This window comes from Mucilaginibacter sp. P4_G9, from assembly GCF_056400985.1.
Window position 1 is genome coordinate 1 of sequence record NZ_JBFUKF010000153.1, and the last position, 12,167, is coordinate 12,167.

At 42.8% G+C, this 12,167-nt stretch carries 9 protein-coding genes; 2 read left to right on the forward strand and 7 right to left on the reverse strand.

Annotated elements, in window-relative coordinates:
* Positions 1 to 195: 195 nt before the first annotated feature.
* On the reverse strand, positions 196 to 579 hold the full coding sequence (locus tag AC1DPZ_RS14285) for a LiaF domain-containing protein (protein WP_477404450.1): 384 nt from the start codon (positions 577 to 579) through the stop codon (positions 196 to 198).
* Positions 580 to 942: 363 nt separating this feature from the next.
* Between AC1DPZ_RS14285 and AC1DPZ_RS14290 the strand changes: the two genes are divergently transcribed.
* Positions 943 to 3,309 carry an ABC transporter permease gene (locus tag AC1DPZ_RS14290; RefSeq protein WP_477404452.1) on the forward strand — a complete coding sequence of 789 codons (2,367 nt, stop codon included), beginning with the start codon at positions 943 to 945 and terminating at the stop codon, positions 3,307 to 3,309.
* A gap of 200 nt (positions 3,310 to 3,509) precedes the next feature.
* On the opposite strand, the gene AC1DPZ_RS14295 is transcribed toward AC1DPZ_RS14290, so the two are convergent.
* The 3 genes from AC1DPZ_RS14295 to AC1DPZ_RS14305 form a co-directional block, all read right to left on the reverse strand.
* Positions 3,510 to 4,238, reverse strand: a complete 729-nt coding sequence (locus AC1DPZ_RS14295; protein WP_477404454.1) for an MIP/aquaporin family protein — start codon at positions 4,236 to 4,238, stop codon at positions 3,510 to 3,512.
* Between the two features lie 112 nt (positions 4,239 to 4,350).
* Complete coding sequence (gene glpK / locus AC1DPZ_RS14300) at positions 4,351 to 5,865, reverse strand: glycerol kinase GlpK (protein WP_477404456.1); 1,515 nt, start codon at positions 5,863 to 5,865, stop codon at positions 4,351 to 4,353.
* A gap of 31 nt (positions 5,866 to 5,896) precedes the next feature.
* Complete coding sequence (locus AC1DPZ_RS14305) at positions 5,897 to 7,471, reverse strand: glycerol-3-phosphate dehydrogenase/oxidase (RefSeq protein ID WP_477404458.1); 1,575 nt, start codon at positions 7,469 to 7,471, stop codon at positions 5,897 to 5,899.
* Positions 7,472 to 7,594: 123 nt separating this feature from the next.
* On the opposite strand from AC1DPZ_RS14305, the gene AC1DPZ_RS14310 reads away from it, so the two are divergent.
* Entirely contained in the window at positions 7,595 to 8,362 is a 768-nt protein-coding gene (locus tag AC1DPZ_RS14310; protein WP_477404460.1) for a DeoR/GlpR family DNA-binding transcription regulator, read from the forward strand.
* Between the two features lie 47 nt (positions 8,363 to 8,409).
* On the opposite strand, the gene AC1DPZ_RS14315 is transcribed toward AC1DPZ_RS14310, so the two are convergent.
* The 3 genes from AC1DPZ_RS14315 to AC1DPZ_RS14325 are packed head-to-tail and all read right to left on the reverse strand — an operon-like array spanning position 8,410 to position 12,080.
* The gene (locus AC1DPZ_RS14315; protein ID WP_477404462.1) at positions 8,410 to 10,047 is read right to left on the reverse strand and encodes an amidohydrolase; all 1,638 of its coding nucleotides are present in this window, start codon (positions 10,045 to 10,047) and stop codon (positions 8,410 to 8,412) included.
* The gene (locus tag AC1DPZ_RS14320) at positions 10,047 to 11,390 is read right to left on the reverse strand and encodes an aspartate aminotransferase family protein (RefSeq protein WP_477404464.1); all 1,344 of its coding nucleotides are present in this window, start codon (positions 11,388 to 11,390) and stop codon (positions 10,047 to 10,049) included. The genes AC1DPZ_RS14315 and AC1DPZ_RS14320 overlap by 1 nt, the downstream gene beginning before the upstream one ends.
* Before the next feature lie 30 nt (positions 11,391 to 11,420).
* Positions 11,421 to 12,080, reverse strand: a complete 660-nt coding sequence (locus tag AC1DPZ_RS14325; RefSeq protein WP_477404466.1) for a GNAT family N-acetyltransferase — start codon at positions 12,078 to 12,080, stop codon at positions 11,421 to 11,423.
* Positions 12,081 to 12,167 lie beyond the last annotated feature (87 nt).

The following is a 12,167-nucleotide window of genomic DNA, read 5'->3' on the forward strand; positions in this document are numbered from 1 at the left end:
GCAGAGAGGTTGGGGCTAAACAGGTTGCAGGTAGAATAATTGTTACAGAACGAGGAAGTTTTAAGAGATATTTTGGATATTCCCACAGCTGAAAGTACAGGTTAATCTTTAGGAAAGAAAACCCATGTCGGGATATAGCCCTTTATTGAATTTATAGCGTTGTAGTTTTATAACGAGGCTTATTTAGCAAGTACCTTATTCATCCAGTTTATGCACAATATCAACAGAGGCAAAAACAGAGAGTCCTTTAAGCACCAGTATTTTATCTGATTGTCTTGTCCGGGCTAAATAACTTCTGTCATCATCCATTTCCGAAGCGATGTGCGTAATGTCTGTCTCAATCCGCCAATTAGCTGGTATAGCTATCGTTACCTGGCCAAATGCCTGTGAAATATTAAGGAGAGCTGTTCCGGTAAKGTCGGCATTGGTAAAATCCAACTCTGTATCGCCAAATACATTTCTGACATTGCCGCCCTTAAAATCTTTTGAAAGCACAGTTCTTTTTATTCCACCAAAAATAGTTGTTGTGTTKAGGCTATCATCGGCGTTTTGTGCGATTGTTCCTGATAAAATGTTCATAGGTTTGATTTTATTGTTACTCAAAAATAAGTAATCGATAACCAGGAAGAAATAATTATCTGCAAAATATTAAAAATTGTCGGTAAAAGCAAGTATTATGTCGGTAAAATAAAGGCAAACACATTTTAAGGCAAGGCACTTGTTTGATAGAAATGACTCCGGAGAAATCAGGTGTTTATAGGCAATTGGCCTGGTCCTGTCATCCGGCAAAAACTATACAATAAAAACGAACGGAGGTTGTTCGTTTTCGATACAGTAAGAAATAAGAAAATGGGTTTAATTTATTAATAATCAAATATTTATAAATAAGGCATGGTTTTTACTCCTGATGAGTACATATTGTAATTACTTACTCCTAAAGCCATGATAAAGAATTACTTAAAGATCGCTTTGCGCAACCTCAGGAAGGATAAACAGTTTACTTTTCTTAATATGCTGGGCCTCTCGGCCGGGTTAGCCTGTACTTTATTAATTTATTTATGGGTGCACGATGAGCTAAGCTATGATAAGTTTTTTGAACACGACAACCAGGTTTACCAGGTTATGGAAAACCGGAAAAGCGGAAGTCAGCAGCTTACCGACGAGTCATCGGGGCTTGTTAGCGAGGTTTTAAAGGTCCAGGTTCCCGAGGACGTTTTATATGCCGCAGCAGTTGCTCCTGCAGATTGGTGGCAAAAATTTACCCTTACAGTCGGCGAAAAAAATATTAAAGCTACAGGGCAGTATGCAGGCAAAGATTATTTTAATATTTTTTCATTTAAGATGATCCGGGGCGAACGCGGGAAAGTTCTTGCCGCTAAAAATGATATAGTTATTTCTGATGAGCTTGCAAAAAAACTTTTTGGTAGCGTAGATAATGCAATAGGTAAGCCTATAAAATTTCAGCACGATAAGGATTTTGCTGTTTCGGGTGTATTTGAGAAACTGCCCACACATTCTTCACAGCAATTTGATTTTGTATTATCGTTTGATTACCTGGCGGATGTGCAGGGATGGGTTAAAACTTGGAATAATGGTGGTCCGCACAATTTTGTGATGCTGAAAAAAGGTACCAATATTGAAGCATTCAATAAAAAAATCAGCAACCTGGTAACAAAAAACAGCGGCGATACCACAAGAACAGCTTTTGCCATGCGGTTTTCAGAAAATTACCTGCATAATACTTTTAATCATGGGGCAAGGGTAGGCGGCAGGGAGGAATATGTAAGGCTGTTTTCACTTATAGCTATATTTATACTCCTTATAGCCTGCATCAATTTCATGAATCTTTCAACGGCTAAAGCATCGGGCCGGATGAAGGAGGTGGGGATCAAGAAAGTTGTTGGCGCAGCACGCAGCCAGCTGATCATCCAGTTTCTGTCAGAGTCGTTATTGATGGCAGTATTTACAATGATACTTGCAATTATAATTGCCTGGTTATTACTGCCGCAGTTTAACCAGTTAACCGGGAAGGAAATCCAATTGAATTTCGACTTCCGGCTTATCGTGATCTTAATCGGCATCACGCTTTTTACGGGCCTGGTTTCCGGGAGTTACCCGGCTTTGTACCTGTCGAAGTTTAATCCTTTAGCAATCCTGAAAGGCAAGCTCAGTTCATCTTTCGGCGAACTGGTTGCACGTAAGGGACTTGTGGTTTTTCAATTTACGCTTTCGGTTATGCTGATTGTAGCGGTGCTGGTGGTTTATAAACAGATTGAGTTTATTCAAAATACTACACCAGGTTATAATAAGGATAACATGATCAGGTTTGATTCGGAGGGAAAACTTGCAGGCAATGAGGAAACATTTGCTGCCGAACTGAAGAACATCCCCGGCGTTGTAAATGCCAGTTTTACGCAGCATAATATAGTAGGGCGTAATTACGGCACAGCCGGCCTTAGCTGGGATGGTAAAGAGGCTAACCGGGATATTTATTTTGAAGGCTTTTTTGGCGGGTTTAATTTTATAGAAACCATGGCTATGAAAATGGCTGCCGGCCGGGTTTTTTCAAAAAACTACGGAGCCGAAGGTAGTAAGGTTATATTAAATCAAACTGCAGTAAATGCTATGCATTTGCAAAATCCTGTTGGTAAAAATGTTAAAATATTAGKTAATAACTTCCAGGTTATCGGGATAGTAAAAGATTTTCACTTCGAATCATTACATGAAACGGTAAGGCCTTCATTCATACTGCTTGCCCAGGGCGCCAGCCCTTATCATAAAATGATGATCAGGATTAAAGGAGCACAGCAAAAAGAAACCATTGCGCAAATACAGCGCCTTTATGAATCCTATAATCCGGGTTTTCCATTTACTTATAGTTTTTTGGATCAGGCATATCAAAAACAATATGAAACCGAGGTAAGGGTTTCAACTTTAACCAAATATTTCTCCTTCCTTGCTATACTTATTTCATGCCTGGGCTTGTTTGGACTGGTTGCATTTACGGCACAAAAACGACAAAAAGAAATAGGTGTACGTAAAGTAATTGGCGCGTCTGTTAACAGCATCACGCTCATGCTTACAAGGGATTTTCTGAGGCTGGTATGTATTGCTGTAGTTATCGCTTTTCCGCTGGCCTGGTGGGGAATGAATAAGTGGCTGCAAGGGTTTGTGTACCGCATTGATATCGGCCCCGGAGTATTTGTCATTGCAGGTGCATCCATCATTTTAATAACCCTGCTAACCGTAAGTTTCCAGGCCATAAAAGCAGCCATGGCTAATCCGGTGAAAAGTTTAAGGAGCGAGTGATTTGGACATTAGTCAGTAGTCAATAGTCACTGGTCATTGGTCATTTGCTTCGCGCTTGTATGCAACGGTATCATTTTAAATGGACAGAAACGTAGTTTAAATACTGCTTTTTGAACAAAAAAACGTGGTATAATAACAATAATGTTATTATACCACGCCTTATGATGACAGGAGGCCAGTGTCTGAATTGGGTGAAGGGTTTACTTAATGAGCAGATATAAACCCGCGGCCATAGCTGCACCTGCAATTGGCCCCAAAACCGGTATCCACGCATAAGTCCAGTCGCTGGTGCCTTTGTTTTTGATAGGCAATATCATATGCATGAAACGCGGCCCGAGGTCGCGGCAGGGATTAATAGCATAACCTGTTGTACCGCCCAGCGATAAACCTATTACCCAAACCAAAAGAGCCACAGGTATAGCGCCAACGGAGCCAAGGCCAACGGGCATTTTTGTTGGTGTTATCTCGGCCCCCGAAATGTAAAATATAGTAAACAATAGTACAAAAGCGCCGATAATTTCGCTTGTAATGTTTGATATATAGTTGCGTACTGCCGGGCCGGTGCAAAAAACAGCCAATATTAAAGCGGGTTCATTGGTGCGTTTAAAATGGTCGTAATACATAGCCCATACCAGGAATGAACCTATCATAGCGCCTAAAAATTGCGCTGCGATGTAGAGCGGAACACTGGCCCACGGAAATTTACCTGCTATTGCCAATGCTATTGTAACAGCAGGATTAAGGTGCGCGCCGCTATAAGGGCCCGCCACTACAACGCCTACAAACACAGCCAGGCCCCAGGCAGTAGTGATTACTATCCAGCCGCTGTTATTTCCCTTGGTGTCTTTCAATACTACGTTGGCTACCACGCCATCGCCTAAAAGTATAAGTAACATGGTGCCAATTAACTCGGCAATAAATGGAGACATGATAATGGAATTTATAGGTTTGAATAATTACTTTATTACATTAAATAATTTCAAATACGTCAATCTATCACAATTGATGTAAGGACTTAGCTTTTTACTTTGTGCATTCAGCTTAGATCACCTGAACAGGTTGCTGACTATCAGACCAGCACCGGGCAGTATGGATCGCTCTTTTCCAGCCTTCAATATCCGTTTTAATATCCTGCAGATTATCCCCGGGGATAAATTCCTTTTCAGATTGCCATAGCTGCTGTATCTCGGCTATGTCTTTCCAAAAACCTACCGCTAAACCGGCAAGGTATGCGGCACCTAAAGCGGTTGTTTCTACAATGCTTGGCCTTATAACCTTACAATTTAAAACATCAGCCTGAAACTGCATCAGCAAATCATTTGCGGTGGCGCCGCCATCCACACGTAGTTCTTTTATTTGCATGCCTGCATCAGCTTCCATAGCATTCAATACATCCATAGTTTGATATGCAATAGATGCCAGCGCTGCCCGGGCTAAATGCCCGGCTGTAGTGCCCCGTGTTAGGCCAACTATGGTGCCCCGGGCTTCAGGATCCCAATAGGGGGCTCCTAAGCCGGCAAAGGCGGGTACAAAAAATACGCCGCCTGTATCCTTAACGCCCATGGCCAATTGTTCAACATCAGCCGAAGTTTTGATGATGCCAAGTCCGTCCCTGAGCCATTGTACTACGGCTCCACCAATAAATATACTGCCTTCAAAAGCATATTGGATTTCGCCGTTAATTTTCCAGGCAATGGTGGTTAGCAGGTTGTTTTTTGATTCAATAAATTCATTGCCAATGTTCATTAGCATAAAGCAACCTGTTCCGTAAGTGTTTTTAACCATGGCCTTATCAATACACATCTGCCCAAAAAGCGCAGCATGCTGATCGCCTGCTATACCGGCAATGGGGATTTTGCTGGCAAATATGGTGGTAGTAGTTTCGCCATAGATCTCGCTGGATTGTTTCACTTCGGGCAGCATGCTTTTGGGTATATTAAGCAGTTGCAGTAACTCGTCATCCCATTGCTGGGTACGGATATTAAATAACATGGTACGGCTTGCATTGGTCACATCGGTTACATGCACCGTACCGCGGGTAAATTTCCATACCAACCAGCTATCAACAGTACCAAAAGCCAGTTTGCCGGCTTCTGCCTGTGCCCGTGCGCCTTCTACATTATCCAGGATCCATTTAATTTTGGAGCCCGAAAAATAGGCATCTATTACCAGGCCGGTTTTTGAGCGGATCATATCGCTATGCCCATCCTGCTTTAATTTATCGCAATAAGYCGCGGTACGCCTGTCTTGCCAAACTATGGCGTTATAAATAGCTTCTCCGGTTTCACGGTTCCAAACAATAGTGGTTTCGCGCTGGTTGGTGATCCCTATAGCTTTAATGTTTTTACCATTAAGCCCAGCCTTAACAGTAGCTTCGGCTGCAACACCTGCCTGGCTCGACCAGATTTCGTTCGGATCATGTTCAACCCAGCCAGGTTTAGGGAAATATTGTTTAAATTCTTTTTGCGAAAGCGATTTGATTTGCCCCGCATGATCAAATATTATCGCCCTTGAACTTGTTGTTCCTTGGTCGAGGGCTAAGATGTACTCTTCCATATTCAGGTTTTTATAATTATTGGTTTATTGGTTATGCTAATATATAGTTTCTGGCCACTTTATTAAAGGCGCTTACCTGTTCTGCCTGCCATTCAATATCTTTATTTAATTCCCCGGCCATAAGACGTGCTACCTCGGGGGCCATGGCTATTGCTAAACGGGCATTTAAAAATAATACGCGGGTACGGCGGGCCAGTATATCTTCAACGGTACGCGCCATCTCGTGCCGCATCGACCAGATCACCTCACCCTTAGTATAATCATCATCCGGGTGAACCCGTTTTTTCCAGTCGGTATTCTCGTTTGCCAGGGCTAATACCTTTTCAATATCAGCGCCATAAACGTACAAATGATTACTCCTGTCGGGGTTTGGCCTGCTGCCATGTATCGGCAAACCCGCAGTATGGCAAACCTTGTTTTTTAATTTACCTACTTCTATCGCTTTGTCGATCGTATCCTCGCCCATTTTACGATAGGTAGTCCATTTACCGCCGGTTATAGTGATCAGCCCTGATTTAGAAACAATGAGTTTATGACTGCGCGATATCTCTTTTGTTTTTGATGAATCGTCCTGTGGGGCAGCTAATGGCCTCAACCCGGCAAAAACACTTAAAACATCTTTACGGGTGGGTGCTTTTTTTAGGTATTTGGCAACAGTACGCATAATAAAATCAATTTCGGCTTCAAGGGCTACCGGCTCCAGGCTATGTTTGTCAATAGGAGTATCAGTAGTGCCAACCAACAGCTTATTATGCCATGGAACAACAAAAAGGACTCGGCCATCTTCGGTCTTGGGGATCATGATCGCATCGTCGCCGGGCATAAACGATCTATCCAAAACAAGGTGTACACCCTGGCTTGGCCTTACCAGGGGCTTTTTATCGGGCACATCCATTTTAAGCACATCATCAACAAAAACTCCGGTTGCATTGATAAGGGTTTTGGCTTTTAGTTGGTAAGTAACGCCCGTCTCTGCATCAGTAGCCTTAACGCCCATGATTTTATTGTTGCTATCTTTTATCAGCCCGGTAACCTTGAAATAATTTAAAACGGTAGCGCCTTGCTCCAAAGCTGTTTGCGCCAGGTTGACGGCCAGCCTTGAATCATCAAACTGGCCATCATGGTACACCACGCCTCCATATAGTCCCTTATCTTCAATTCCGGGCAGCCTGTTTATGGTTTCTTTTTTTGAGATATGCTTTGCCCTGCCAAAACCCAGTTTGCCTGCCAGCAGATCATAAATAGTTAAACCTATGGTGTAAAATATCCCATCGAACCAACTGTAGTTGGGGATGATAAAACTTTCGTTTTTTACCAGGTGTGGGGCGTTTTTTAGCAGTAAGCCACGTTCATGCAGGGCCTCACGTACTAAGCCTATATCGCCTTGGGCAAGGTAGCGCACACCGCCATGTACCAGTTTGGTTGCCCGGCTTGATGTTCCTTTGGCAAAGTCGGCTTGTTCAAATAGTAAGGTAGATAAGCCTCTTGAAGCTGCATCAACCGCAGCGCCAAGGCCGGTTGCACCGCCACCAATTATAATTATGTCCCAAATCTTATCCTTATCTTTTATGGATTGCAAAATTGAACCTCTTTTGAAAATACTCATTTTGTTATTTTGTATTTCGTTTACATTGTAAATGTACAATAATGAAATGTAAACGAAATAAATCGAAACTTATTTTTTGTTTCAGTTTAGTCGGTATCGGTTTTTTACTTAATTTTGTTTGTTATGAATAAAAATACCGACAGGCATAAGATCATCCTACAGAAACTGGATGATGATGGCTTTGTAAACGTACAGGAGTTGGGTAAGGAATTAAATGTTTCTGAAGTTACTATCCGGAAGGATTTGAAACTTTTGGAGGATAAAAAATTATTATTCAGAACGCACGGCGGTGCTACAAAAAGCAATCCATATGCCAATGACAGGCCTGTAGCTGAAAAGGAAAAACTAAACGCACCAGAAAAACAGCAGATAGGGATAGCAGCAGCTGAATTAATAGGGCATAATGATTCTATTATTATTGCCTCAGGTACTACTATGCTGGCCCTTGCACGGTCAATTAATCCGGGCAAACATCTCACGGTAATCACATCAGCCCTGAATGTAGCGCTCGAGTTATCGCAGCATCCTAATGTTGAAGTAGTTCAATTGGGCGGGCAACTGCGCACCTCATCATCATCAGTAACAGGGGCATACCCCGAAACGATGTTACAGGATATGGCATGCAGCATGCTTTTTTTAGGTGTTGATGGAATAGACCCCGAAATTGGCTTAACAACTACTAATTTAATGGAGGCCAGGTTAAATCAAAAAATGATTGATACAGCGCAAACGGTGGTTGTACTGGCAGATAGTACAAAATTTGGAAAACGTGGCTTAGGAAAAATTTGCCCTTTAGACCAGGTTCAGCATATAATTACCGATAGCGGAATAAGTGCCGGTATGCTGAAAATATTACAGGAAAAAGGAATTGAGGTTACCGTTGTCAAGTAATAAAGAAGTAATAAAACAATACGTCCCGAGTTTCAAAAAATAGATAATCACTTAAAGTTGTTATAAACGCATTTGCCATCAACAAACGTTTGCTCAACATTGAGTATGCTTAGTTCATGTGGGGGCGTTGTTAATGGGTTTTTATCAGTGATAATAAAATCTGCCAGTTTGCCCTTTTCTAATGATCCTATTTGTAGAGTTTTACCGATCTCGGCAGCACTATATGTATAAGCTTTAAGTGCCGATGCTATGCTAATGCCTTCATGTGCGGCTATCACGTTACCTTCGTTATCTGTGCGGGTAACTGCAGCCTGCATGCCTTTAAAGGGGTTAAGCTCTTTTACCACCGGCGCGTCTGATGATAAGGCCAGTAAAATATCATGTTTTAAAACCGATTTTACAGGATAGCATTGGTTAAGATAATCATCATCAAGGTATTTGATAAAGTTTTTACCCAACTCGCTTATAAAAATGGTTTGCATGGAGGTAGCTATATTATATTGCTGCATATCCAGTAAGTGTTTTTCTTCGGGTAAACCCAGGTGTTCAATTCTGTTAACCATAGCAGGGAACTGATGATGAAGATTTTTATAAACATCAATTACAAATTCAATGGCAGCATCGCCAATGGCATGTGTAGCTATGGCCAATCCTTTTTGTAAGGCTTGTATTGATAATGATTTATACTGATCACGTTTCAGCCGCAATACCCCCTGATCGGAAGAGTTTTTATAATGCCTTTTTAGCGCTGCTGTTTTACCGCTTAAACCCCCATCAGAAAAGAATTTAACCGTATTCACGTTAAAACTGCCCGAACTGAAATAGTCGGGAACAGGATAGGGGGCATCACCGCCATCAGGAAGAAGTATAGGGATAGCATTTAGCCTGAAACCTAACTGATCCTGTTGGTACATTTCGTAATATGCCTCAAGTAGGAGTGGGTCGACCGCCGGGTCTGTTGCCGCTGTAATGCCGTATTTATAGAGCTCCTCCCGTGCGGAAAGTACCATTAACTTTAGCTCGTCTTTTGTGTAAGGAGGGATGTTTTTGGTGATTAATCCCAGCGCTGTTTCAGAGAAAATACCGTTGGGTTTGCCATCATCGGCTATATAAATAACACCTCCATCGGGTATTATCGTGTTCGAAGTGATATTACAAACCTCCAGGGCTTTTGAATTGCAAACAGCAATATGCGCGCAGGTACGGATCACATAAACCGGCCGGTCTTTTATCACTTTATCCAAATCGGCCATGGTAGGGATCTGTCCGCCCTGCCAGGCAGCTTCATTGAACCCTCGGGCGGTTATCCATGCGGCGTTGGGGTATTCGCGGGCGTAATCATCCAACATTTGTAGCATATGCTCGAGACTTTGGGCGCCACGGACATCCAACATAAAGGTTTTAAGGTTGCCCACTTTCCACAAATGAATGTGGCTGTCATTTAAACCCGGCATCAATGTTTTACCCAGCGCATCAATTACCTGTGTTCCGGGTTGAATGAAGGATTGCAATTCATCGAACCGTCCGACGGCCTTAATGCGGTTGTCTTCAACCACAATAGCATCGTAAGCACTATTGTCAAAGCCATTATGAAAAGAAAGAATATTGGCATTATGAATCAACAAGCTGCCGTCCCCATTTTGAAAAGGGAGAAAGCCTGTTGATCCATTATCGTTTATGCTCATTATTTTCTTTTGATGTCTGCTCTTTGAATCGCTTCTTCCAAAACGCTCAGCGCCTCGGTTAATTGCTCATCAGTTATTACAATAGGCGGCAGTAACCGCAGGCAATTACTGAACATGCCCGCACGGATCATGATCAATCCGTGGCTTACCGCATCTCTGATGATCTCTAATGTAACATCCATATCCGGGTCTTTGCTGTCGCGATCTTTAACAAACTCAACCAGCCGCATAGCACCTAAACCGCGCACATCTCCAATTATCCGGTATTTTTCTTTCCAGCTTTCAAGGGTGGTGCGCATCAGTTCGCCAACCTCGTTAACACGGGTTAAAAAGCTTTCGCTTTTTATGATTTTGATAGCTTCAATAGCTGCAACACAAGCCACCGGGCTACCGCCATAAGTACCACCAACCCCGCCCGGATGTGGGGCATCCATAATCTCGGCTCTGCCCGTGGTGGCGCTGATAGGCATGCCCGCACCTATTGATTTGGCACTTACTACTACATCGGGCACTATATCAAAATGCTCAACAGCGAAGAATTTACCTGTACGACCGGCCCCGCATTGAATCTCATCAACAATCATCACGATGCCATATTGATCGCACACCTCGCGGATCTTTTGCAGATAGGCCTTGGGCATCGGTATAAATCCTCCCTCACCCATTACCGGCTCAATAATAATGGCAGCTAATGATTCGGGGTCTACCTGCGATATAAACGCAATATCCAATTGTTTAATAAAGTATCCGATGTATTCATCGTCGCTCATTCCTTGTATCTTACGATAAAGGTTGGGGGCTGGGATACGGTATATATCGGATACAAATGGCCCCATTCCTTTTTTAAACAGGGAATATTTACTGGTTAAACTAAGCGTTAACAGGGTACGGCCATGATAAGCGCCCTCAAAACATAATATCGAATTACGTTTGGTATAATACTTGGCAACGTTGATAGCGTTTTCAACCGCTTCGGACCCGGAATTGGCCAGCAGGGTTTTCTTTTTAAAGTCGCCGGGTGTAATCTCGTTTAGCAGTTCAGCCAACTCAACATACGGCTCCATGGTAGTGACCAGTGTGCAAGTGTGAATATATTTATCAACCTGTTTTTTTATCGCATCAACCACCTTTTGATCGCTATGTCCTACATTGATCATGCCTATACCACCGGCAAGGTCAATCAATTGGTTACCGTCCACATCCCAAACCAAAGCGCCAGAGGCGCGTTCAACAACTACTTCTGTTGATTTTGCTAAGCCTGCGGGCAGCGCGTTTTTTCTTCTCTCCAATATTTCCTGGCTTTTAGGACCGGGTAGTGAGGTTTTTAACTGTATATATTTCATTATCTTATGATTTCACCGATTATTGGCAGTTCAGACCTCTTTACTTATGTCTAATTTTATCAACACCCCGTAATTTCCACATACAGGGTCGTTTACATGTTCGGGCATCAGGGCTATGGGTTCAAAACCTATTTTCATTTGTTTGGATAATGTAGGATCTTTGCGCTTACCGCTGAGCAGTTCTTTGTAGTAGGTTTCGCCGCTCATTTGGTCGCTTACTGCACCATAACCGCTCATCATACCTACGGTTAGTTGTCCTTTTAAGCCCAGCGTTTTGGCCATTTCATGCCTGGCCCTGTAAAGGATCCTGGCCAGGCCCATGCCGCGGTAGGCGGGCAATATACCCATGTCAAGTCCGTAAAGCCAGTCGCCGTTTGGGTTATGGTTGGTAAGCCAGCCGCCTGCTATGGTTTCTGCAAACGTATGTTCATAGTTGGCAAAATCAAAGTTGGTACGCATGGTGGTGGTCATGCCTATAACATGGTCCTTATCGGTTATTACAAACTGCCCCTCGGGAAAGACTTCCAGGTGCCGTAAATAATGTACCGCCCTGATATGCTCCTCACTTGATAGCGTGGGGAATATGATTTTTTGAAGCTCCTCCAGTTGTTCTACATGCTCGGTCCTTGTGTTTTGAACAACCAGGCCGTTAGGCATCAACTTATAATATGCAGGTTTTTCTGTTATCATAATCTTAAAAGACTAAGCAATGGTATAGCCCATTACGATATAAATAAGCGATGAAAACATAAATGCGATCAACGCGTATGGTAATTG

What these genes read in the sequence shown, in the direction of transcription:
- AC1DPZ_RS14295 (WP_477404454.1), bottom strand. Translation starts at nt 4,238, where the DNA reads ATGTCTCCATTTATTGCCGAGTTAATTGGCACCATGTTACTTATACTT.
- AC1DPZ_RS14310 (WP_477404460.1), top strand. Translation starts at nt 7,595, where the DNA reads ATGAATAAAAATACCGACAGGCATAAGATCATCCTACAGAAACTGGAT.
- AC1DPZ_RS14315 (WP_477404462.1), bottom strand. Translation starts at nt 10,047, where the DNA reads ATGAGCATAAACGATAATGGATCAACAGGCTTTCTCCCTTTTCAAAAT.
- AC1DPZ_RS14320 (WP_477404464.1), bottom strand. Translation starts at nt 11,390, where the DNA reads ATGAAATATATACAGTTAAAAACCTCACTACCCGGTCCTAAAAGCCAG.
- AC1DPZ_RS14305 (WP_477404458.1), bottom strand. Translation starts at nt 7,471, where the DNA reads ATGAGTATTTTCAAAAGAGGTTCAATTTTGCAATCCATAAAAGATAAG.
- AC1DPZ_RS14325 (WP_477404466.1), bottom strand. Translation starts at nt 12,080, where the DNA reads ATGATAACAGAAAAACCTGCATATTATAAGTTGATGCCTAACGGCCTG.